Below are 22,557 nucleotides of genomic sequence, written 5' to 3'. Positions count from 1 at the left end.
TGACCAGGGTTTTACTATGTTATTTTCCATGCGAAGTTACGTTATTCTTATTGCCTTCGCGCTTGTTTTAGCGGGCTGCTCTAAGCAACCTGTAGCGCCGGAGTCTGGCGAACCAGACATCTATACCAGCCCTTATGACGAGCGTGAGTATCGCACACTTACACTCGAAAATGGATTGCGTGTGTTATTGGTTAGCGACACTGAAACTGAGAAAGCTGCAGCAGCATTAGCAGTTGGTGCGGGAAGTATGCAAAACCCAGACAGCCAACTTGGCCTTGCGCACTTTCTAGAGCACATGCTCTTCTTAGGTACGGAAAAATATCCTGATCCGGATGAGTACAGCGAATTTATGTCGCGCCACGGCGGCACGCACAATGCCTATACCGCTGATGATCTCACAAACTACATGTTCGAGATTAATAACGACGCTTTGCCTGAAGCGTTAGACCGCTTTTCTGACTTTTTCAAAGCACCTCTGTTCACCGCTGAATATGTTGAAAAGGAAGTGAATGCAGTGAACTCGGAATGGTCGATGCAACGTGCAAACGACGGTTTCATTCTATTTGCATTGAACAACCGTACGTTAAATCCAGACCATCCTATTGCGCGTTTCCGTATTGGTAATAACGAGTCTTTGGGCGACAAGCCAGACAGCAACTTGCTTGAAGCCATGGTGGAGTTTTACGAGCGTTATTACTCTGCAAACTTAATGACTGCAGTAGTGTTAGGTAATCGTTCTCTTGACGAACTTGAGCAACTAGCTCGTGGCTCATTCTCGGACATTCCTAACTTTGACGCTGCGGTAGACCCGATTACAGCTCCACCAGTAACGGAAGCTCAGAATCAGCAGCTTATTTATTACAAGCCACAAGTGGAAACGCGTACGCTACTTCTAGACTTCACCATTCCTGAAGTGTCGGAGTATTTTGCGAATAAACCACAAGGCTTGGTGAGTTACCTCATCAGCTCTGAAATGCCGGGCACTCCTGCTGCACTTCTCCGTGAAGGCGGACTTATCGAGTCGTTAAGTGCTTGGGGTGAGGCCAACAACTATGGCAATGCAGGCCGTGTTCGTGTAGCGCTAGAGCTTACCGAGCAAGGTTATGCGCAAAAAGAGCTAGTGTTAGGTTTATTGTTCCGCTATTTCGACATGCTACGTGAAACAGGCGTAGACGAAGCTTACGTAAGCGAGCTACGTACTGTGTTGAACAACGAATTCCAATTCTTGAGAAAACAAGAAGCCTTTGGTTATGTTTCTCAGCTTGCAGCCGCTATGCAAGAGGTACCGACCCAGCACGCTATCGACGCCGACTATCGGTTAGACAGTTTCAATGCAGAAGTTACCCAGTCAGTTCTAGAGGCTGTGCGTCCAGAAAACGCACGTATTTTTGTGGTAGCGCCTGATGTTGAAACCGACCAACAGATGCATTTCTTTGACGGTCAGTATCGTATTGCGGATCTTTCTAACGAAATGATTCAGTCATGGAAGGATATGGCAGCTCAGGTTCCGATTAATTTGCCTGCCGTGAACCGCTTGCTACCTGAAGACTTGAGCTTAGTGACTGGTGAAGTGCAAGCTCAACCACAAACGATTATTGATGAGCCGGGTTTAAGCTTGCTTTATCAGCGTAGCGAACGCTTCGAAGAACCTCGTGCGTCGGTATTTGTAGACTTCTACCAACCTACATTCGAGTGGAGTTACGAAGAGCGCGTAGCTGCAAGTATGTTACTTGATGCCTTTAACTTGAGTGAGCGTGGTTTTTCTCGTGAAGCAGGTATTGCGGGCGTCGGCTTTTCACTGTCTTTCGGACAAGGATTACAGCTAAGACTTAACGGCTTCAATGACAAACAAGCAGAGCTTGCGAATATGTTGTTAACCCGATTTGTTGAGTTTGAGATGACAGCTGAGCAATTCGCAATGGTTCAAGACCGTCAGCGCCGTAGCATTATGAATGAATTGGTGGCACGCCCACTGAATCGTTTGTTCCCAGCTTATCAACGCTCGGTACGACCTGACTTCTTGAGTCATCAGCAGCGTTTGGCTCGTGTGATGTCGATACAGCCGGAGTTACTCAATACTGTTAAAGCTAAGCTGTTAGGCGACGTTTCTGTACGGGCATTGGTTTACGGTAATCACACGGCAGAAGACGCGACTGCATTAGTGCGCGACGCAGCTAACTTTGTTACGCCGAGTGCGGAAATAACTTACCAAGAGCACACGCCGATTCGTGAGTTTGGGTCTGACTTCCCGTTGAGCTATCAAAATAATACTCAATTGGACGATTCTGCTGTTTTACAAGCGCACTTTGTGGAAGACGAGTCGATTCAGGCGCGTTTATCTATGCAGTTGCTTTCAGAATTGCTTCACACTCGTTTCTTTAATCAATTAAGAACGGAAGAGCAGCTTGGTTATGCAGTGGGCGTAACGAACTTAAGCCTGCAGGAGAACCCAGGTTTGGCTATGTACATTCAAAGCCCAGTTCGTGGTCCTGCTCCGTTGGTGGATCGCTTCAATGCATTTATAGATGATGCGACAACATTTGTAGCGGAACTAGAAGACCAACGTTTTGAAGAAACCAAAACTGCGTTAAGAAGTAGTTTAGAGCAGCCTCCACAAAGCCTTGGTGAAGAAGCTGGTTTGGTGGTTTCTGAATGGCGTAGAGAAGAGCCGAATTACAACCGCCGTGAAGAGTCGCTTGCGGCTTTAGACCAACTTACAAAAGCGCAGCTACAAACTTACTTCACAACCTTGGTTGCAGGCGACCATGCCGCACGTAATCAGGTACGCATTGAGTTTCGTGGTGCGAACTTTACAGACATTCCATTCTCTGCAACTGAGCAGTGGACACAAATGCCTGTAAATGCGGGTACAGAGTAAGAGGTTATTCTGAACTTGCGGCTTGAACTTGTTCTTCAAGCTCAAGCCATTGTTCTTCAAGTAAAGCGAGTTGGTTTTCCAGCTCGCTTTGTTGTTTAAAGTGCTCAGACAATGCTTCTGGTGAAGCAGTTTGGTAAAGGTCGGACGCACTTAATACTTCATTCACCGTATCCAGCTTCGCTTGCGTACTTTCCATGTCCTTCTCAACTTTCTTAAGCTTGTCTTTCAATGGTTTGAGTTGTTGTCTTTTTACTGCGGCGGCTTGCCGTTGTGCTTTCTTGTTGGTGTCAGACTTTTCCTCTGCCTTTGAATTTGAGAACAGTAAAGGGTTGTCTTGTAACCATGTGCTGTAATCGTCTAAGTCACCTTTAAAGGCGCTAACTTGCCCTTGGTTCACCAAGTAGTAGTCGTCGACTGTGGTGCGCAAGAAGTGGCGGTCGTGCGAAACGACAACGATTGCGCCTTCAAACTCTTGCAATGCTGCAACCAAGGCTTCCCGCATATCTAAATCTAGGTGGTTTGTCGGTTCATCTAAAAGGAGCAAGTTAGGTCGCTGATAAACTAGCATCGCCAACACTAATCGAGCCTTTTCCCCTCCGGAAAACGGCCCAACCGGTTCAAAAGCTCGATCACCTTTAAAGCCAAAACGGCCTAAGTAGTCACGAATAGCTTGGTCGCTCGCCTTGGGGTCTATGCGTTGAATATGAAGCGCGGCTGAGCCTTCTAGATCAAGCGTTTCAAGTTGGTGCTGAGCAAAATAGCCGATCACTAGACCTTGGTTAACTTCGCGCTCACCCTGTAACGGTTGTAACTCGCCCGCAAGTAGCTTGGTTAACGTCGACTTACCTGCACCGTTGCGACCGAGTAAACCGATACGACTGCCAGGAACCAGGTTAAAGTGAATGTCGTGCAAAATAACAGTGTCACCATATCCAGCCTGCACCTTTTCCAAGTGAATCAGCGGGTTGGGTAGCTTGAGCGGCTTGGGGAAACTTAGGTCGTAACTTACAGAGGCATCGATAGGTGCTGTTGCAGTAAGCTTCTCTAGTGCTTTCAAACGACTTTGCGCTTGCTTCGCTTTACTTGCTTTCGCGCGAAAGCGGTCCACAAAGCTTTGCAAGTGAGCGCGTTTTTCTTGCTCTTTTTGGTACTGCTGATGTTGCTGACTAATGCGTTCTGAGCGCTGGCGCTGGAAGCTGGTGTAATCGCCTTGATAGGCAAAAATTTGTTGCTGCTCAATATGTAAAATATGCGTCACGATGCCGTCTAAGAAGTCGCGGTCATGCGAAATAACAATCACGGTTCCTGGAAATACTTTTAACCACGACTCGAGCCAAACAATAGTGTCGAGGTCGAGGTGGTTGGTTGGTTCGTCGAGTAGTAGTAGGTCAGAGCGAGCAATTAACGCCTGGGCGAGGTTTAATCGCATTCTCCAGCCACCGGAAAATGACTTAACCGAATGCTGAATTTGGTCGGGGGTAAAACCAAGCCCATCTAATAATGAAGCTGCCCTTGCTTCGATTTGATAACCACCGATGGCGTCTAGTTTGGCATGCAGCTGACCGATTTGTTCACCGTCGTTATTATGTTCTGCCAACTCCAGAGCGTGCCGAGTTTGGATATATTCTTGGTCGCCCTGAATAACGTAGTCTTTAGCACTGACTTCCAGTGCGGGTGTTTCTTGTGCAACACTTGCAATACGCCAAGTCGCAGGCAGGTTCAATGTGCCGTCGTCTTCTTTTAGTTCGCCTTTAAGCAATGCAAATAGCGAAGACTTACCAGTGCCGTTCGCGCCTACTAAACCAACCCGTTGCCCCGGGAAAATAGTGAACTTCGTGTCGTTGAGCAACGTTTTGTGTCCGCGAATAAGTTGTAACTGTTCGGCTTGAATCATAATGCGTGGCTAATGGCTTCGTGAATAGTGTGAAAGAGCGCATGATACTTTGTCTGCAGCGAAAATTCATTCGCGCTACAATACAAGTTAGGCAGTATTTTTAATAAAGCGTGGTTTTCATGAGAAAAAGATTTATCGCAGGGGCAACTTGCCCTGAATGCAAAGCACAAGATTCGATGATGCTTTACGTAGAAAATGAACGGGAAATGGTTCGTTGCGTAGAGTGTGACTTCTTAATGAAAGAGCCTCAAGAAGCGGTACATGAAAAAACGGGAACGCAACAAGATCAAGTCATTGGCATTTTCAAACCTGAATAGTAAATACCATGGATACGTTACGCACTGACCATTTACCCCTAGAGCTTTATAGCGCGGCACAAGTTAGAGAGCATGAGCAGGAAGCGGCTGAACGCTGCGAATTAAACATGTGGCAGCTCATGGAGCGTGCTGGAAAGGCAGTGTGTGAGTGTTTACGCGGTGCTTTTCCTCCGCCTTTGCGCGTCTCGGTGCTTTGCGGCTCAGGAAATAACGGTGGCGATGGTTATGTGGCTGCGTTGTGCGCTCAGCGAGAAGGTTATGACGTTTCCGTTTTTGCGAACAAAGAACCACAATCTGAAGATGCCAAAAGAGCGCGTAGCCTATGGGTGGAAGCCGGGAACACAGTTCTTCCCCTTGGTGATTGGTCAGAATTAAAGGCTGATGTAGTGATCGACGCTCTCCTGGGCACAGGGTTAAGCGATAGCGTACGCGGTGTTTATAAAGACGTTATTGAGCAGCTTAACGAAAAGCGCCTCCCCGTTATTGCTGCAGACATTCCCAGTGGTTTAGATGCAAATCATGGTGTACCCCTAGGGGCCGCTGTTAAGGCGAGACACACGGTGTCTATGGTGGCGTTAAAAACGGGTTTGTATTGTGGCGCCGCAAAAGGTTTTGTTGGGCAGTTACATCTTGCCGGTTTGGGCGTTTTAGAAGCGTTCCGTGAAATTGTTCCAGAAAGTGCAGTTCGACTTGATCAACGACTGCTTGCAACCTATTTACCGGCAAGAAAGCAAGACGCGCATAAAGGTAGCTCGGGCCATGTGGTTATTATTGGTGGCGCCCCGGGAATGGCTGGCGCAGCAGGAATGGCTGGCGTAGCTGCCATGAGAGCTGGAGCCGGAAAGGTATCAGTGATATGCGCGCAAGGACAGTCGGGTCAATGCGCAATAAGCCCTGAGTTAATGGTACGAGAAGGTGATGCGCAAAGCACTGAGTTACGCGAGCTGGTTAGCCGTGCAGATATTGTTGCTATCGGTCCAGGGCTCGGACAATCTCAATGGGCAAAGGGATGGTTCGATTGGATCGTTGCTTCTGATAAAAGCCTTGTTGTAGATGCTGATGCATTGAACTTGTTGGCAACACGAACGGTCAGAAAAGATAACTGGGTACTTACGCCGCACCCCGGCGAGGCGGCTCGCTTGTTAGCCTGGAAAACGTCTGACATACAGGCAAAGCGCCAAGAAGCGGCTGAGCAAATACAGAAAAGGTTCGGTGGTACGGTTGTGCTTAAGGGCGCGGGAACTCTAGTACAACACAATGAGCATTTATCTGTATGTCAGTGCGGCACACCTGCGCTGGCGACTGCGGGTAGTGGAGATATATTAACCGGTGTTATTGCTGGAATTTGGGCGCAAGCCAATGCTTTGGGCGTGAGCCAAGAACAGGCTGCACAAATAGGCGTTGTTGCTCATGCTCTTGCAGGTGAAAATGCTGCAAAAGGCAAGACTCGTGGCATAATAGCGTCAGATTTATTCGCTGAGCTCGTTAACGCAGTGAATCCAGAATTAGCGTAAAAGGCAGAAGTACGACGTATGAATATGAGCAAACGGGTTTTTCTTGCGAAAGAAGCTGACACCGTAGCTTTAGGGAAAAGTATCGCGGCTGGTATTAACCAAGCTATTGTGATTACGTTACATGGCGGTCTGGGCATGGGGAAAACCACGCTGAGCCGCGGCATTATTCAGTCGTTAGGGCATGACGGTGCCGTGAAAAGCCCAACTTATACTTTGGTTGAGCCCTACGAGTTGAGTGACTGGAAGGTTTATCATTTTGACTTGTATCGGTTAGCTGACCCTGAAGAACTTGAATTCATGGGAATCAGAGATTATTTTGCTCATGACACTATAAGTTTAATAGAGTGGCCAGAGCGAGGTTATGGCGTGTTACCAGAGCCTGACTTATCTATTGAGTTGACGTCGGTTGCACAAGACAACGGGGATATTTGCCGAGAGGCGAAGCTAGAAGCTTTCACAGAAGTAGGGAAAGCAATACTTGAAGCAATATAAGAAGAACAGCTAAAAGTGACTACCATGATTCGCGCTATCTACAGTCAAAGTTGCATTATAATTTTTTTGCTACTCAGTTGTGTATGGGTGGCAGAGGCTTCTGCGAACACAATTCATGACGTTCGTGTGGGCGTGCACCAAGACAAAACACGCGTTGTTTTTGAGTTAGGGGCAAACCCAGACTATACCTACTTCACACTATACGACGGTGGTCCTCATCGAGTCGTTATTGATTTTAATGAAACCTCGTACAACTTTGCGCTAACGTCGATTACCACCAATTCGTTGTTACTTGAACGTATTCGCCCAAGTACACCACCGGAAAGCAGCACATCTAGAGTTGTATTAGACGTTAACCAACCCATCGAACCTAATATTCAAGTATTGGAACCCAATGGTGATGGAAACTACCGTTTAGTTGTCGACCTTCCTGGGCAGTCGGTTATACCTGAGCGCTCACAGCGTGTGGTGCGCACCGCGGAGCATAGTGAGCTTCGCCCTGTCGTTATTGCCGTAGATGCCGGGCATGGTGGTCGTGACCCTGGTTCAGTAGGGCCGACAGGTAAATATGAGAAGCATGTAACACTTGCGGTAGCAAAATATTTAGCTGATTTAATTGATGCAGACCCGTCTATGGAAGCGGTTCTTACTCGTACCGGAGACTACGGTGTTTCATTAGCGCAGCGTGCACGCCTAATTCGTCAAGCGCATGCCGACTTCGTTATTTCCGTTCACGCCGATGCGTTCACATCTCCAGAACCTCGTGGAGCGTCGATCTGGACGTTATCACCGCGTCGAGCCAACACAGAGTTTGGTCGTGCGCTGGAAGACCGAGAACGTTTATCTGATGAGCTATTTGAATTAGATGAAGCCGCTCAACGTGAGAGTGACCCGTACCTTGTTGAAACGCTTTTAGACATGAGACGAAAAGACTCTATGTCAGATGGGCAACGCGCTGCTGAAACCATTTTAGAGCGTTTAAGCCGAGTGACTGACTTACACAGAAGAGAGCCTCAAGGCGCAAGTTTAGCGGTGTTGAGTAATATTGGAACCCCTTCTGTGTTGGTTGAGCTAGGGTTTATTTCTAACCCGCAGAAAGAAAGAATGTTGACCTCAAGAGATCATCAGCGAGTGTTAGCGCGTTCACTTTACGAAGGCATTCGTGCGAATTTTATTCTGTATCCTATCGAAGGCACAATTTTAGCGAACCAGCGTATTCATACGCACGTTGTAGAAAGTGGTGAGAGCTTGTCGGTTATCGCTGCCCAATACAATACGTCGGTTGCAGCCATTATGCAGCACAATGGACTAGCAGACTCAATGTTAAGAGTTGGCCAAGAACTACAGATTCCAGCGTCTTAAACTCGCCCTAAACCATGGCTTAAAAAAATAATGTCTATTCAAAAGTTGCCAATTCAACTGGCGAACCAAATTGCAGCAGGAGAAGTGGTAGAAAGGCCGGCCTCTGTGGTTAAAGAATTGGTAGAAAATAGTATTGACGCGGGTGCTACTGAGATTCAAATTGATATTGAGCGCGGCGGACACCGACGTATACGCATTCGCGACAATGGCTCGGGAATTTTAAAAGACGAGCTTACGCTGGCGCTAAGCCGCCATGCGACCAGTAAAATAACTACTTTAGACGACTTAGAGGCGATTCTAAGTCTCGGTTTTCGTGGTGAAGCATTAGCGAGTATTAGTTCGGTTTCAAGGCTCACGCTAACCTCTAAAACCGAAGAACAAGAAAGTGCGTGGAAAGCGTTTTGCGAAGGTCGTGACATGGATGTGCACGTTGAACCGGCCTCGCACCCAACCGGAACGACAGTAGACGTAGAAGATCTATTCTTCAATACACCCGCACGCCGTAAATTCTTGCGCACTGAAAAAACAGAAATGAGCCACATCGACGAAGTGATTCGCAGAATAGCACTCGCTCGACCAGATATTGGCTTTAAGCTTACTCATAATGGGCAAACCAGCAAACACTTCCCGAGAGCCAAAAGTGCTGAGCCTTCCAGCCAGCGTGTTGCCAAAGTAATCGGTGGACGCTTTATGGAAGAGTCGGTGAAGTTGGAAAGCGAAGTAGGCGATTTGCATGTGAATGGCTGGGTGGCTCCTGCCTCGGTTTGTCGGCACCAGCAAGATGTTCAGTATTTTTATGTGAACGGCCGCATGATGAAAGATAAGTTACTTAACCATGCGGTTCGTCAGGCTTATGGTGAAACACTTGCTGAAGATCGTTTTGCTACTTACGTGCTTTATCTTACTTTGCCTGCAAATCAGGTGGACGTGAATGTTCACCCAGCGAAGCATGAGGTGCGTTTTCATCAGTCACGCCAAATTCATGACTTCGTGTTAAGTGCTGTTAGGACGGTATTGAGCGACAGTGAGCATACCGAACAGCCGGCTGCAAGCCACGACTATCAGCCTCCTGACCCGTCTATTTATCAACAAGCCAGCCATAGCGGCTCCCAAGTGCGCACAGGTGCCCCCGCGGGCGCAGGTTATTCGGCTCGTCCGCAATCACCGCCGAAACAGGCCGTTGAAACTTGGTCGCGTATGATGGCATTACCGGCGCAAAGTACAGAGCGTTGGACACCGGTGTATTTGCTCTCTGGAGCTGTACTTATGGTGAAAGGCGACGAGGTCGGTGTAGTTCCAACCGGCGCGATTAGCAGTCAACATGAGTTACAAAAGCTGAAAGAAAAACTTGCGGTGGGGCTGGCAGGTCAGCCTCTATTGCTGCCAACTCAGTTTGAATATGACCAAATGGCAACGGTGCTCACTGACTTCCACCAGCAGTTAAGTTTATTAGGCATCGAGTTGCGCCAAGTTTCGGCGTCACGCGCAGCTATATTGAAAGTGCCTGCGTTACTTCGTCATACGGCGTTAGCGCAAACATTGCCCCAACTGTTAAGCCTTTTACAAGCTAGCAGTTCCGACATACACCTTACAGAGCGCCTCGATGTACTAGAATGGTTGGCAAGCGAAGCGGGTGCTAAATCTTTGTCGTTGGAGCAACTCAATGAGGCTTGGCAAGCGATACCTGTCGATCAGAAACCAACGGTAAACACACTTGCTTGGCAAGATCTTGTGTTCGGAAATGCTGAATAAAGGCAAAGCTGTGAATTTAGAGCAAGGTGTAATTTGTATTAGTGGTCCAACGGCTGCAGGTAAAACTTCACTTGCGATGGAGCTATTTGATCGCTTTCCGTGTGAAATTGTAAGCGTTGACTCAGCGCTTATTTATCGCGGCATGGATATTGGCACAGCTAAACCTACCGCCGAAGAACTTGAGCGTTACCCACATCATTTAGTGAATATTTTAGACCCGCTTGAGAGCTACTCGGCGGCAGACTTTGCGAGCGACGCAGAAACACTTATTCACGACATTCGGGCGCGTGGTAATACACCCGTTCTTGTGGGTGGAACCATGCTTTATTACAAGGCTCTACTTGCGGGTATGTCTCAGCTGCCGACGGCAAACCAAGAGGTACGCCAAGAGATACAGGAGCGTGCAGACTCTTTGGGTTGGCAGGTTTTATACGATGAACTCAAAGCGTTCGATCCTACAAGTGCAGAGCGGATACATCCAAACGATCCGCAGCGACTTATGCGAGCGCTTGAGGTGTATAAGCTTAGTGGCAAGTCGTTAACCGAGCTGACCGCAGAGCAAAAGCCCGGACTTGCCCTACCTACGTGGCAAATTGCTGTTGCCCCACAAGACAGAAGCATTTTACATAAGCGCATTGAGCAACGCTTCGATCTGATGCTGGCGGACAACTTCCAACAAGAAGTGGAAGCGTTAAGAGCCAGAGGAGATTTGCATTTAGATCTTCCGTCTATGCGTTGTGTGGGGTATCGCCAAATGTGGCAATACCTCGACGGTGAAATGGACTATGACACGATGCGGGAGAAAGGAATTATAGCCACACGGCAACTGGCGAAAAGGCAAATGACCTGGTTGCGATCTTGGCCAGCGCTAAACTGGATAGATCCTTTACAAGGATCTATTTTGGATCATGCCTTGAAAATACTTCAAGAAGCCCCGACTTCTGTCGATGTATGGAAAGCGAAGTAGTCTAGCGATCGTCATAGTGACAACTGGATAAAAATCAATCATCTTGATGATCCAAATAACGACAAAATAGCTATTTTATTGCTACACTACTAAACGTCGCTTCACATATCGTTTTGTGAAAGTGCGTGAATAATTCTAATAACAATGCAGGAAACGAATATGGCTAAGGGACAAACGTTGCAAGATCCGTTCTTGAATGCGCTAAGAAGAGAACGAATCCCAGTGTCAATTTACCTTGTGAACGGAATCAAGTTACAAGGTCAAATCGAATCATTCGATCAGTTTGTGGTGCTACTGAAAAATACAGTTAGCCAGATGGTGTACAAACATGCAATTTCAACAGTGGTTCCTGCTCGTATTCCGAGTCAGTATCCGCCTCAAAACGGACAAGAGCACGACGAAATTAACGAACATCTGTAAGTCAGGTGTAGGAGTAGGCTTGCTTGTTTGATAGGTACGAAGGTAGTGAGCAAGCCGTTCTGGTTCATGTTAATTTCGCCGCTGAGGCGGCTAGAGAAGATTTAGAAGAACTGAAGCTTCTAGTCTCTTCTGCCGGTGTCGAAACTGTTGGTGTAGTTACCGCGTCTAGAAATTCTCCAGATGCTCGGCTTTTTATTGGTTCCGGAAAGGCCGAAGAAATAGCGTCGCTTGTTAAAGCAGTCGACGCAGGTGTTGTGATATTCAATCATGCACTATCACCTTCCCAAGAGCGTAACCTTGAACGTGTATTTGAATGTCGTGTAATCGACCGTACGGGTCTCATTCTTGATATTTTTGCACAACGCGCCCGAACCCATGAAGGGAAGCTGCAAGTTGAGCTTGCTCAGCTTCGACATATTTCTACCCGCTTAATTCGAGGTTGGACTCACTTAGAGCGCCAAAAAGGTGGTATCGGGTTACGAGGCCCGGGGGAAACCCAGTTAGAAACAGACCGTCGTTTGTTGCGGGAGCGCATTAAAAATATTCTACGTAGATTAGAAAAAGTAGAGAAGCAGCGCGAGCAAGGGCGTAGGTCTAGAAAGCGTGCTGAAATTCCCACGTTAGCGTTGGTCGGTTATACCAATGCGGGTAAGTCGACATTGTTTAATATGCTTACTGAAGCGGATGTTTATGCTGCGGACCAATTATTTGCGACGCTCGACCCGACGTTACGGAAGTTCGACTTAGGCGATATTGGACCAGTTATTTTTGCAGACACGGTTGGTTTTATTCGCCACCTCCCCCATGATCTTGTAGCGGCTTTTAAAGCAACGCTTACCGAAACGAGAGACGCCGACGTACTTATTCACGTGGTGGATGCATTCGACGAGCGCAGAGATGAAAACCAGCGCGAAGTGAATAGCGTATTGGAAGAAATAGAAGCCAATGAAGTTCCGCAATTATTGGTATTTAACAAGCTCGATCTTATGGAAGGTGTAGCACCACGAATCGATTACAATGATGAGGGTGTGCCGGAGCGGGTTTGGGTTTCTGCAGTTACAGGCGAGGGGCTAGATTTACTTCGCCAAGCATTGCATGAACGTTTGGCACCGCACATGGTCGAAACAACGTTGCGTGTGCCGCCGATGGAAGGCAAATTAAGAAGTAAATTGTATGCGCTACAATGTGTGCAGGAAGAGCAGGCAAACGAGCGAGGAGATATGTTAATATCGGTACGAATGCCTGACGTAGAGTGGCAAAAATTAAAAAAACAGTTTGGCGAAAAACTGCAACAGATTATCAATTAATCAGTAGAAACTTGGAGTAATCAATGGCCTGGAATGAACCGGGGAATGGCGGCAAAAAAGACCGCGACCCTTGGAATAACAACCAAGGTGGTAATAATCAGGGGCCTCCTGACTTAGATGAAGCGCTCAAAAATATGATGAGCAAACTTGGCTTAGGTGGCAATAAAGGCGGCGGACGTAGCGGCCAAAAGAATTCTGGATTTGGTGGCAAGAGCATTGGACTTCTTGTCGCCTTGGCTGTGGTAATTTGGTTTATTTCCGGATTCTACACCGTTAAAGAAGCAGAGCGTGGCGTAGTTCAACGCTTTGGTGCGTATTACGCGGAAGTAGGTTCTGGTTTACATTGGCGTCCTCGTTTCATTGACACTATCACCAACGTTGACGTGAACAACATTAGTTCACAACAAACACAGGGTTCAATGCTGACAGAAGACGAGAACGTAGTGAACGTGGAAATGGGCGTTCAGTACCGAATTACCAACCCTCGCGCATACTTGTTCAATGTAGAAAGCCCGGAATCGAGCTTGTCACAGTTAACTGACAGTGCGTTGCGTTATGTAATTGGCCACAACACGATGGACAACATCTTAACCGTAGGTCGTGATGAAGTTCGTCAACAAACGCGTGAAATTATTGAAACCTTGGTAGAGCGTTACGGCATTGGTATTACCGTAGTGGAAGTCAACTTCCAAGGCGCAAGACCTCCAGAAGCTGTTCGCGAAGCATTTGACGACGCTATTCGTGCACAAGAAGATGAAGAGCGTTTCATTCGTGAAGCTGAAGCCTATGCGCGCCAAATTGAGCCAACAGCTCGTGGTCGTGTAAGACGTATGCTGCAAGAAGCACAAGCTTATAAAGAGCAGGTTACGCTTAGAGCGCAGGGTGAAGTGGCACGTTATAACGAGTTGCTACCTCAGTACCAAGCAGCGCCGCAAGTAACACGCCAGCGTATTTTCCTTGAAACACTAGAAAGAATTTATGCGAACAACGGCAAAGTGTTTGTCGACGTTGAAGGTGGAAATAACTTACTTTATTTACCGCTCGACAAAATCATGCAAAACCGCAGTAGCTTGAGTGACTCACCTGTTCCTATGTTGCCAGACAACAGCGGTGAAACTAGCACTAGCGATACTCGTTTAAATTCGCAGTCTTCAACACGCGACACTGGCCGCGACACCTCGCGTTATACCAACAGAGGAGTGAACTAATCATGAGAAACTTTATTATTGTACTTGTCGTGATTCTCGCTTTACTTGGTTTAACTTCGTTGTTTACTGTTGGCGAAGCACAGCGTGGAATCGTGATTCGATTCGGTAAGGTTGCGCAAGACGAGCAAGGGCAAGTGATTGTGTATGAACCAGGCTTGCACCTAAAACTTCCGTTTATTGACCGTATCGTAAAGTTAGATTCGCGTATCAAAACGTTGGACGGACAAGCAGACCGTTTCATTACCAGCGAAAAGAAAGACTTAATTGTTGATGCGTTCGTGAAATGGCGTATTACTGACTTTGCGACATACTACCTTTCAACTAATGGTGGTAACCAGCGTCAGGCTGAAGACTTGTTAACTCGCCGAATTAATACCGGTTTACGCGCGGAGTTTGGTTCTCGCACTATTCGCGAAATCGTTTCAGGTGAGCGTGACGAACTTATGGAGCAGGCGCTTATTCAAGCCGCAGAAGGCTCTAACGACCTAGGTATTGAAGTGCTAGACGTACGCGTGAAGCAGATTAACTTACCTACAGAGGTGAGTGACGCAATCTTCAACCGTATGCGTGCCGAACGCCAAGCTGTAGCTGGTGAGCACCGCTCTGAAGGTCGTGAGCAAGCTGAAATCATTCGTGCAGACATCGACGCTCGCGTTACCGTAATGATTGCGGACGCTGAACGTCAGTCGCGTCAGATTCGAGGTGAAGGTGATGCGGAAGCCGCTCGCATTTATGCAGAGGCTTATGGGCAAGACCCAGAGTTCTTCGCATTTATTCGTAGCATGGAAGCCTACACACACAGCTTCGGTAATGGCGACAGCATGTTAGTGATTAGTCCGGAAAGTGATTTCTTCCGCTATTTTAATGCGCTAGAAAGTGCCGCAGACTAAACTACAATTTAAAGAAAGATAAAGAAGGGGGCTTAGCCCCCTTTTTTAGGTGGATTACTCGAGGAATTTTCGGATGTACAAGCATTTATATAGTCGATTCTTAAAAGCCCGAGAAGGCTTTTTACACTGCGCTCCACATAGTCATTACTATTGGCCTGATGTAACACGTGACGCGCACATGGCTTATTGGGACGACTCTTCGAGAATGGCAGACGATAAGTGGGGCTATTTGTTTGCGGAAAAAGTACCTGCTGTGCAAGAAAAGATAGCGAACATTTTAAATGTCTCGAAACCTGCCCAAATTGTATTTGCACCGAATACTCATGAACTATTGTATCGGGCGCTTTCAAGTTTCCGCTATGGCAGAGACTTAGCAATTTTAACGACTGATAGTGAGTTCCATAGTTTTAACCGCCAAAGTAGACGCTTAGAAGAGCGCGGCAATGTGGAAGTAGTACGTGTGCCTACGGAGCCTTTTGACACATTTGCAGAGCGCTGGCGTACAGAAGTTGCAAGCCGCAGCTGGGACATGATTTTCATTAGCCAAATATTTTTCAACTCTGGTGTGGCTGCGCCTGCGCCGAGTGAGTGGTTAGACGATGTGCAAAATGACGACACGCTTATCATGGTAGATGGTTACCATGGTTTCGGAGCGATCCCTACCGACTGGCAACCGTACGAAGAGCGTTTGTTTTATTTAGCGGGTGGTTATAAATACGCCCAAGCTGGTGAAGGTTGTTGTTTTGCGGTCGTACCGAGCGCCCATGCCTATAGACCAGAATATACCGGATGGTATGCCGACTTTGGTAATTTAACTAACGCTCAGGAAGGGCAAGTGGGATACGCGGATGATGGTATGGCGTTCGCCGGCGCAACGATGGATTTGTCTGCGTTGTACCGCCTCGATGCGGTACTCACGATGTGGCAGCAAGAAGGACTTAAACCAGCGAAAATTAACGAATATGTAAGCACTTTAAAAGCGTCATTCCTAAAGCGGTTGGACGAACTTAACGACCCAAGAGTGAACAGAGACACGTTATTAGAGAATGGGTTAGAAACCCACGGTCACTTTTTCACGTTCAGGTGGGGAAGTGCGGAGGACGTCGCGACGTTAGCCGCACACCTACGAGAGCAGGGCGTTTTAACAGATTATCGTGACAATCGTCTGCGTTTTGGCTTTGGTCTTTACCACGAAACACAAGATTATCAGCAACTAAACTTTAATAGCGTTGCTAGCGATTAAAAAAGCTGCGAATTGGCGGCAAAATTCTGATAGAATCGCCGCCTGAAATTTTCCTTCAGGACAAAAAGCGAAGCCATGGGTAAGAATGTAGTGATTCTCGGCACTCAATGGGGTGACGAAGGTAAGGGTAAAATTGTTGATTTGCTGACCGACGAAGCAACGTACGTTGTGCGTTATCAGGGCGGTCACAATGCCGGTCATACACTTGTAATTGACGGTGAAAAAACCGTACTTCACCTTATTCCATCGGGCATTCTTCGCGATAACGTCATTTGCGTTATCGGTAACGGTGTGGTGTTGTCACCCGACGCGTTAATGGAAGAAGTTGAAATGCTAGAGAACCGTGGCATTCCAGTTCGCGAACGCTTACTTATTAGTGAGTCTTGCCCGCTTATTTTGCCTTATCATATTGCACTCGACCAAGCTCGTGAAAAGGCGCGTGGTAAGAAAGCAATCGGTACTACGGGGCGTGGTATTGGTCCTGCTTACGAAGATAAAGTTGCACGTAGAGCAATCCGCGTAGGGGATCTATTCCACCCAGTACGTTTAGAAGAAAAGCTACGTGAAGTACTAGAACAGCATAACTTTATGCTGACTAATTATTACAACGAAGAAGCCGTTTCGTTAGACGACGTGCTTGCACGCTGTAAAGAGCTCGTTGAAATCTTTAAGCCGATGATTGCTGACGTTCCGGGCCTATTGGAAAAGGCGCGCTGCGAAGGCAAAAACATTATGTTTGAAGGTGCACAAGGTACCTTATTAGACATCGACCACGGCACATATCCTTATGTAACAAGCTCTAACACCACTGCAGGTGGTGTTGCTACTGGTGCTGGCTTTGGCCCACGTTACCTTGATTATGTGCTGGGTATTGTGAAGGCGTACACGACACGCGTAGGTTCGGGACCTTTCCCAACAGAACTTGACTGTGATGTAGGCCAACACTTAGGTGTTAAAGGTCACGAGTTCGGTGCGACTACAGGTCGTAAGCGTCGTACTGGCTGGTTCGATGCAGTGGCAATGCGGCGCGCGGTTCAAATTAACTCGTTAAGCGGTTTGTGTTTAACCAAGTTAGACGTACTTGACGGGCTTGAAGAAATTAAGATTTGTACAGGTTACGAGCTAGCTAGTGGTGAAGTTACGGATTTACCACCAATGGCTGCTGAAGACTATGAAGTTGTAAAGCCAGTTTATGAAACTCTACCTGGTTGGAGCGAGCAAACTGAAGGTGTAACAGCTCATGCAGACCTACCTAATAATGCGCTTGCGTTTATCGCACGTATCGAAGCATTATTGGGTATTCCAGTAGATATTATTTCTACCGGACCAGATCGTGCAGAAACGATTGTTCTGCGCCATCCATTTAAAGCGTAATTTCGCAGCATAAAATTCGGATTTTATGCGTCTTTTTTGCACAATAGTTTCAATTTTTGAGCGGTTGTGACAAAAAACGAAAAAAAATGTGGGATCACAGTTGCAAGACCTTAAATGATCCCCTAGAATGCGCTCCACCTAATCGGGGTGCCGGCATAGCTCAGTTGGTAGAGCAACTGACTTGTAATCAGTAGGTCGGGAGTTCGACTCTCTCTGCCGGCACCAACTTTTTAGAAAAATCGGGGAGGGGTTCCCGAGTGGCCAAAGGGATCAGACTGTAAATCTGACGGCTCAGCCTTCGCAGGTTCGAATCCTGCCCCCTCCACCATTTTTTTATAGGTCCGAGGTAGCCCAGTTCTGAATGCGGGTGTCGTATAATGGCTATTACCTCAGCCTTCCAAGCTGATGACGCGGGTTCGATTCCCGCCACCCGCTCCATTAGAAATAAGCCGCATGCTGATATAGCTCAGTTGGTAGAGCGCACCCTTGGTAAGGGTGAGGTCGGCGGTTCAAATCCGCCTATCAGCACCAGGCTCATTTGTGCTATCCTCCCTATTTAATTTAAAATTTAAACGAATTTAATTTACAACCAAAGATCGCGTCCGTTGGGATCGCATAATCTGGAGAGAGGCTGTCATGGCTAAAGAGAAGTTTGAACGTTCAAAACCGCACGTTAACGTAGGTACAATTGGTCACGTTGACCACGGTAAAACTACTCTAACCGCTGCAATCACAACGGTTTTGGCAAAAACTTATGGTGGTGCTGCAAAAGACTTCGCAGCAATCGATAACGCACCAGAAGAGCGTGAGCGTGGTATCACGATTTCAACGTCACACGTTGAATACGACACGCCAACACGCCACTACGCGCACGTAGACTGCCCAGGTCACGCTGACTATGTTAAGAACATGATCACGGGTGCGGCGCAGATGGACGGCGCAATTTTGGTTGTAGCGTCTACTGACGGCCCAATGCCACAAACACGTGAGCACATCTTGTTGTCACGTCAGGTAGGTGTACCTTACATCGTAGTATTCATGAACAAATGTGACATGGTAGACGATGAAGAGTTGTTGGAATTGGTAGAAATGGAAGTACGTGAATTGCTTTCAGAATACGAATTCCCTGGTGATGACTTGCCAGTAATCCAAGGTTCAGCGTTGAAAGCGTTGGAAGGCGACGAAGCTTGGGAGAAGAAGATTGTAGAGCTAGCAGAAGCTTTAGATTCATACATCCCAGAGCCAGAGCGTGACATCGACAAGCCGTTCTTGATGCCGATTGAAGATGTATTCTCAATTTCAGGTCGTGGTACGGTAGTAACAGGTCGTGTAGAGCGCGGTATCGTAAACACTGGTGACGAAGTAGAAATCGTAGGTATCAAAGACACTACGAAGACTACAGTAACGGGTGTAGAGATGTTCCGTAAGCTTCTAGACGAAGGTCGTGCAGGTGAGAACATCGGTGCGTTGCTACGTGGTACGAAGCGTGAAGAGATTCAACGTGGTCAAGTATTGGCGAAGCCAGGCACAATTACTCCGCACACTAAATTTGAAGCGGAAGTATACGTACTGAGCAAAGAAGAAGGTGGACGTCACACTCCATTCTTCAAAGGCTACCGTCCACAGTTCTACTTCCGTACAACGGACGTAACAGGTGCGGTACAGTTGCCAGAAGGCGTAGAGATGGTCATGCCAGGTGACAACGTTAAATTCGTTGTAGACTTGATTGCGCCAATCGCGATGGACGAAGGTTTACGCTTTGCAATCCGTGAAGGTGGCCGTACAGTAGGTGCTGGCGTAGTATCTAAGATTGTAGACTAATCTAGAGCTAGCAAGCTGAATTGAAAAGCCCGCTTCGTGCGGGCTTTTTTGTATTTGGAGGCCAGCTTCACGGTTTGCGGGTAGGGTTAAAACCGGAAAGAGCGAGTACATCTCGCTCAGGTTTTAACGTGAGGCATGGAGGCCGAGCCGGAGCGATGCTACATGGACGTATTTGCCTCTATGTTCAGCCGGAGGCCGTACAGTAGGTGCTGGCGTAGTATCTAAGATTGTAGACTAATCTAGAGCTAGCAAGCTGAATTGAAAAGCCCGCTTCGAGCGGGCTTTTTTGTACGCAAAAGAAGATGGGGTCAGAGCACTAGGTGCTCTGACCCCATTTGTTTTTTAGGAAAAGGTTGTTATAAACAATAGATTAAGAGGTAAACTCAGCTTCAACAGGGGGATTGCGCGGAGCCTCTTAGAATTTCTCTGAAACCCCCAAAGCCTATGGCTTAGAGCGATATTGAAGACGGGGTCAGAGCACTGAGTGCTCTGACCCCATTGTGCACTGAGTGCTCTGACCCCATTGTGCAATATTTCTGTAAAGCGGCTGAATATTAGCGGATAATATTCTACACTCTGGGTACATAAATTAGTGTAGCTAGGAGTATTTATGAACAATTCAGTACTAACCAAAGCAATACTTGCACCTGCTTTTCTGGTGTTGGGCGTAGCCGGTTGTGGCTCCGACAGTTCTTCAAACAGCGGACCAGCTGTCTTCAGTCTTGGAGTGAGTGATGCTCCTGTAGAAAACGCAAACAAAGTAGTTGTGTGCTTTTCAGGTATTGAACTTGTGGGTAACGGCGACCCGGTAACTATGAATGTAGGTGACGAAGGTGTCGTTGGTCCTAACGACATGTGTACCGACAATACTGGAAATGTTATTCCAAATACGCACGGGTTTGATTTGCTAACCCTGCAAGGTGCGAATTCGAGCGACTTCATCGAAGGCGTTGAAGTTGAGCCAGGTGAGTACGGGCAATTTCGCTTAAATATCGCTGACAATGGTAGTTACGTAGAAACTATCGGAGGCGAGACAGTTTCGTTACGCGTTCCTTCCAACCAACTACGTCTTGATGGTTTAACGCTGACGGCGAACCAAACTTTTAACTACACCTTAGAATTTGAACTTAGACAGGCTCTTGTTGCGCCTCCAGGTCTTGGCCAATACCAATTGAAGCCGCGAGGTGTTCGTTTGGTGGATAATGCCGAAACCGGTAATATCAATGGTCGATTAGACGAAGCGCTGTTGACCAACAACGAGTGTACGGTAGCCCCTGAAGACGCATCTGTTCCTGTAGCGTCGGTGTACTTTTATGAAGGCGCAGGTGTTGCAGTTGAAGACATGCAAGACAACCAAGACAACGAGTCAGATCCTTATGCGAGTGTAGCGGTGTATTATGACGGAGCTATGGAATACCCATTTGAAATTGGTTTCGTAGCTGCTGGCCCTTATACGCTGGGCTTAACATGTGACACGGAAGACGACCCAACCGCAGAAGACACATTGAACTTTATTCACACACAAGATATCGAAGTCATTGCCGGCGATACATTAGAACTTCTCGTCGAAGAAACAGAAGAATAATTCGTCGCTAAAGAGGAGATATCGACGTGACCACATGGATTAGCCATCGTGGGTACTGTGAGTCAACTACGGAAAATACGGCCGAATCGTTTAGGGCAGCGCTAGAGCATGGTTTCACTCATTTGGAAACCGACCTGCGCTGCTCAAGCGACGGCCATATTGTTTTGTGTCACGACCCAGATTTGGGTCGGATTGCTCGCCATTTCGTACCTATTCATCTGATGTCTAGAGCTGAATTACAACGAGTGGAGCTACCGAACGGACAACGCTTGCTGTTTTTTGATGAGTTCTTCGAGGAGTTCTCAAAGTTCGACTGGATTCTGGATATAAAGCCGGAAAACGCGGCGCAAACGATTACTAAACTGCATGCACTGACTTCTGACGATAGCGTTAAGAACTTTCTGGAAAAGCACGCAAGATTTTTGTGTTGGAACGCTCAGCATGAAGATATTCTTGCTGCCCGTATTCCCAAGGCTAAGTTTATGGCCCGTGACAAAGCTTGCTACCGAGCGGGAACGGCAGCACTTTTCGGGTTACCCGGATTAGGCAGTATCCAACGAAACCAAACCTACGCTGTTCCGCCTGTGTTGAAAGGTGTTCCGATATTAAATAAAGGCGTAGTGTCGAGATTTCATGATCAGGGTGCTAAAGTTATTGGGTATTTGCCTGAAACGAAGAGGCAACATGAGCAGGCTTTGAAGGCGGGTGTAGACGAACTGTTAACGAACCACGCTCATTTTAAACCCGCATTTGATTAGGAACAGTAATGGCGAAACCATTTTTATTATTGTCAGCGGTACTGGTATTAAATGGCTTGGTATCGCAAAAGGCTGAAGCTGACGAGTTTGATTGGACAGACTTAAAGTTCGCAGCAGGCGTTGGGGTGAATTATACTGGAATTGGCGCTTCCGCTGGATACACATTCGATAACACTTATTTGAGTGCCTCCTCAGGTATTATGAGTAATACCGACCGTTACGGGGAACTGTTCGGAGTAGGCGTGTCTTATCAAAGAACCGACCTTTTACAACAGCTATTAGATGTGAGTAATAAACACGCCTTAGGGTTATATGCGGGAAGCTTAGGAAGTGAGGTTACCACCCGCTTAAGAAATGGAAGTACATACTGGCGCGCTGACTCCATGCTAGGTTTGGCCGCTACCTACAACTACTTTTTCAATGGCATTGAACAGTCAGGCTTTCATGTTGGTTTCTTTACCGGCTACAGCTTTAGTGACGTTGAAAATACCAGCACAACCGGTGTGCAAATAGGTTATCGATTCTAAGCGAATTTCCTCCCAACCTGCGCTTGCTTTTACCGAGTCTATCGGTATAATGACGCGTCCATTCTGGTCACTTCCCTTTACTTTCCCTTGCATGCCAACGCATGTTTTGAAACGCACAAGGTTAGTGTATCGCATGAATGGATGTAGTTTGTTTTAGGGGTGTAGTTCCAATTGGTAGAACAGCGGTCTCCAAAACCGACGGTTGGGGGTTCGAATCCCTCCACCCCTGCCAGAATTTTTAGGTGTGT

At 47.3% G+C, this 22,557-nt stretch carries 18 protein-coding genes and 5 tRNA genes; 22 read left to right on the top strand and 1 reads right to left on the bottom strand.

Annotated elements, in window-relative coordinates:
• Window positions 1–16 precede the first annotated feature (16 nt).
• Window positions 17–2,878 (top strand): insulinase family protein, encoded by a 2,862-nt coding sequence (locus tag DQX04_RS07760; RefSeq protein WP_111915317.1) that lies wholly within the window; start codon window positions 17–19, stop codon window positions 2,876–2,878.
• A gap of 4 nt (window positions 2,879–2,882) precedes the next feature.
• Here the strand turns inward: DQX04_RS07760 and DQX04_RS07755 are convergent, their stop codons facing one another.
• Window positions 2,883–4,772 carry an ATP-binding cassette domain-containing protein gene (locus DQX04_RS07755; protein WP_111915316.1) on the bottom strand — a complete coding sequence of 630 codons (1,890 nt, stop codon included), beginning with the start codon at window positions 4,770–4,772 and terminating at the stop codon, window positions 2,883–2,885.
• Window positions 4,773–4,891: 119 nt separating this feature from the next.
• Between DQX04_RS07755 and DQX04_RS07750 the strand changes: the two genes are divergently transcribed.
• The 21 genes from DQX04_RS07750 (at window position 4,892) to DQX04_RS07650 (ending at window position 22,541) form a co-directional block, all read left to right on the top strand.
• Entirely contained in the window at window positions 4,892–5,089 is a 198-nt protein-coding gene (locus DQX04_RS07750) for a YheV family putative zinc ribbon protein (RefSeq protein ID WP_111915315.1), read from the top strand.
• Window positions 5,090–5,097: 8 nt separating this feature from the next.
• Complete coding sequence (locus DQX04_RS07745; protein WP_111915314.1) at window positions 5,098–6,603, top strand: NAD(P)H-hydrate dehydratase; 1,506 nt, start codon at window positions 5,098–5,100, stop codon at window positions 6,601–6,603.
• Window positions 6,604–6,621: 18 nt separating this feature from the next.
• Window positions 6,622–7,095 (top strand): tRNA (adenosine(37)-N6)-threonylcarbamoyltransferase complex ATPase subunit type 1 TsaE, encoded by a 474-nt coding sequence (gene tsaE / locus DQX04_RS07740; protein WP_165831965.1) that lies wholly within the window; start codon window positions 6,622–6,624, stop codon window positions 7,093–7,095.
• Between the two features lie 24 nt (window positions 7,096–7,119).
• On the top strand, window positions 7,120–8,457 hold the full coding sequence (locus DQX04_RS07735) for an N-acetylmuramoyl-L-alanine amidase (RefSeq protein WP_111915313.1): 1,338 nt from the start codon (window positions 7,120–7,122) through the stop codon (window positions 8,455–8,457).
• A 30-nt stretch (window positions 8,458–8,487) separates the two neighbouring features.
• Entirely contained in the window at window positions 8,488–10,209 is a 1,722-nt protein-coding gene (gene mutL, locus DQX04_RS07730) for a DNA mismatch repair endonuclease MutL (protein ID WP_111915312.1), read from the top strand.
• Window positions 10,199–11,176: a tRNA (adenosine(37)-N6)-dimethylallyltransferase MiaA gene (gene miaA / locus DQX04_RS07725; RefSeq protein WP_111915311.1), complete on the top strand. Its 978-nt coding sequence runs from the start codon at window positions 10,199–10,201 to the stop codon at window positions 11,174–11,176. Before mutL ends, miaA begins: the two co-directional genes overlap by 11 nt.
• A gap of 159 nt (window positions 11,177–11,335) precedes the next feature.
• Window positions 11,336–11,596 (top strand): RNA chaperone Hfq, encoded by a 261-nt coding sequence (hfq, locus tag DQX04_RS07720; RefSeq protein ID WP_111915310.1) that lies wholly within the window; start codon window positions 11,336–11,338, stop codon window positions 11,594–11,596.
• 23 nt (window positions 11,597–11,619) lie between these two features.
• Window positions 11,620–12,903, top strand: a complete 1,284-nt coding sequence (gene hflX / locus DQX04_RS07715) for a ribosome rescue GTPase HflX (protein ID WP_111915309.1) — start codon at window positions 11,620–11,622, stop codon at window positions 12,901–12,903.
• A gap of 23 nt (window positions 12,904–12,926) precedes the next feature.
• Window positions 12,927–14,111: an FtsH protease activity modulator HflK gene (gene hflK / locus DQX04_RS07710; protein ID WP_111915308.1), complete on the top strand. Its 1,185-nt coding sequence runs from the start codon at window positions 12,927–12,929 to the stop codon at window positions 14,109–14,111.
• Window positions 14,112–14,113: 2 nt separating this feature from the next.
• Window positions 14,114–15,001 carry a protease modulator HflC gene (gene hflC / locus DQX04_RS07705; RefSeq protein ID WP_111915307.1) on the top strand — a complete coding sequence of 296 codons (888 nt, stop codon included), beginning with the start codon at window positions 14,114–14,116 and terminating at the stop codon, window positions 14,999–15,001.
• Window positions 15,002–15,074: 73 nt separating this feature from the next.
• Window positions 15,075–16,244, top strand: coding sequence for an aminotransferase class V-fold PLP-dependent enzyme (locus DQX04_RS07700; RefSeq protein ID WP_111915306.1), 1,170 nt, complete (start codon window positions 15,075–15,077; stop codon window positions 16,242–16,244).
• 75 nt (window positions 16,245–16,319) lie between these two features.
• Window positions 16,320–17,618 (top strand): adenylosuccinate synthase, encoded by a 1,299-nt coding sequence (locus DQX04_RS07695; protein WP_111915305.1) that lies wholly within the window; start codon window positions 16,320–16,322, stop codon window positions 17,616–17,618.
• Between the two features lie 149 nt (window positions 17,619–17,767).
• A tRNA-Thr gene (locus DQX04_RS07690) sits at window positions 17,768–17,843 on the top strand.
• Between the two features lie 18 nt (window positions 17,844–17,861).
• Window positions 17,862–17,946 (top strand) — tRNA-Tyr (locus DQX04_RS07685).
• A gap of 35 nt (window positions 17,947–17,981) precedes the next feature.
• Window positions 17,982–18,056, top strand: a tRNA-Gly gene (locus DQX04_RS07680).
• A gap of 17 nt (window positions 18,057–18,073) precedes the next feature.
• Window positions 18,074–18,149: transfer RNA gene (locus DQX04_RS07675), tRNA-Thr, on the top strand.
• 105 nt (window positions 18,150–18,254) lie between these two features.
• Window positions 18,255–19,439, top strand: coding sequence for an elongation factor Tu (gene tuf / locus DQX04_RS07670; protein WP_111915289.1), 1,185 nt, complete (start codon window positions 18,255–18,257; stop codon window positions 19,437–19,439).
• Window positions 19,440–20,049: 610 nt separating this feature from the next.
• Window positions 20,050–21,024, top strand: a complete 975-nt coding sequence (locus DQX04_RS07665; RefSeq protein ID WP_111915304.1) for a DUF4382 domain-containing protein — start codon at window positions 20,050–20,052, stop codon at window positions 21,022–21,024.
• A 26-nt stretch (window positions 21,025–21,050) separates the two neighbouring features.
• Window positions 21,051–21,782: a glycerophosphodiester phosphodiesterase family protein gene (locus DQX04_RS07660; RefSeq protein ID WP_165831964.1), complete on the top strand. Its 732-nt coding sequence runs from the start codon at window positions 21,051–21,053 to the stop codon at window positions 21,780–21,782.
• 8 nt (window positions 21,783–21,790) lie between these two features.
• Window positions 21,791–22,309: a hypothetical protein gene (locus tag DQX04_RS07655; RefSeq protein ID WP_111915302.1), complete on the top strand. Its 519-nt coding sequence runs from the start codon at window positions 21,791–21,793 to the stop codon at window positions 22,307–22,309.
• Between the two features lie 155 nt (window positions 22,310–22,464).
• Window positions 22,465–22,541, top strand: a tRNA-Trp gene (locus DQX04_RS07650).
• Window positions 22,542–22,557: the final 16 nt, after the last annotated feature.

This window comes from Aliidiomarina sp. B3213 (assembly GCF_003290085.1).
Taxonomy (GTDB): Bacteria; Pseudomonadota; Gammaproteobacteria; order Enterobacterales; family Alteromonadaceae; genus Aliidiomarina.
The sequence above is the reverse complement of the archived record's forward strand: the minus strand, read 5'-3'. Positions and strand labels throughout refer to the sequence as shown.

Bases quoted from the DNA above. Each gene is read 5' to 3' on its own strand.
- DQX04_RS07760 (WP_111915317.1), top strand. From the start codon at position 17: ATGTTATTTTCCATGCGAAGTTACGTTATTCTTATTGCCTTCGCGCTT.
- DQX04_RS07755 (WP_111915316.1), bottom strand. From the start codon at position 4,772: ATGATTCAAGCCGAACAGTTACAACTTATTCGCGGACACAAAACGTTG.
- DQX04_RS07750 (WP_111915315.1), top strand. From the start codon at position 4,892: ATGAGAAAAAGATTTATCGCAGGGGCAACTTGCCCTGAATGCAAAGCA.
- DQX04_RS07745 (WP_111915314.1), top strand. From the start codon at position 5,098: ATGGATACGTTACGCACTGACCATTTACCCCTAGAGCTTTATAGCGCG.
- tsaE (WP_165831965.1), top strand. From the start codon at position 6,622: ATGAATATGAGCAAACGGGTTTTTCTTGCGAAAGAAGCTGACACCGTA.
- DQX04_RS07735 (WP_111915313.1), top strand. From the start codon at position 7,120: ATGATTCGCGCTATCTACAGTCAAAGTTGCATTATAATTTTTTTGCTA.
- mutL (WP_111915312.1), top strand. From the start codon at position 8,488: ATGTCTATTCAAAAGTTGCCAATTCAACTGGCGAACCAAATTGCAGCA.
- miaA (WP_111915311.1), top strand. From the start codon at position 10,199: ATGCTGAATAAAGGCAAAGCTGTGAATTTAGAGCAAGGTGTAATTTGT.
- hfq (WP_111915310.1), top strand. From the start codon at position 11,336: ATGGCTAAGGGACAAACGTTGCAAGATCCGTTCTTGAATGCGCTAAGA.
- hflK (WP_111915308.1), top strand. From the start codon at position 12,927: ATGGCCTGGAATGAACCGGGGAATGGCGGCAAAAAAGACCGCGACCCT.
- hflC (WP_111915307.1), top strand. From the start codon at position 14,114: ATGAGAAACTTTATTATTGTACTTGTCGTGATTCTCGCTTTACTTGGT.
- DQX04_RS07700 (WP_111915306.1), top strand. From the start codon at position 15,075: ATGTACAAGCATTTATATAGTCGATTCTTAAAAGCCCGAGAAGGCTTT.
- DQX04_RS07695 (WP_111915305.1), top strand. From the start codon at position 16,320: ATGGGTAAGAATGTAGTGATTCTCGGCACTCAATGGGGTGACGAAGGT.
- tuf (WP_111915289.1), top strand. From the start codon at position 18,255: ATGGCTAAAGAGAAGTTTGAACGTTCAAAACCGCACGTTAACGTAGGT.
- DQX04_RS07665 (WP_111915304.1), top strand. From the start codon at position 20,050: ATGAACAATTCAGTACTAACCAAAGCAATACTTGCACCTGCTTTTCTG.
- DQX04_RS07655 (WP_111915302.1), top strand. From the start codon at position 21,791: ATGGCGAAACCATTTTTATTATTGTCAGCGGTACTGGTATTAAATGGC.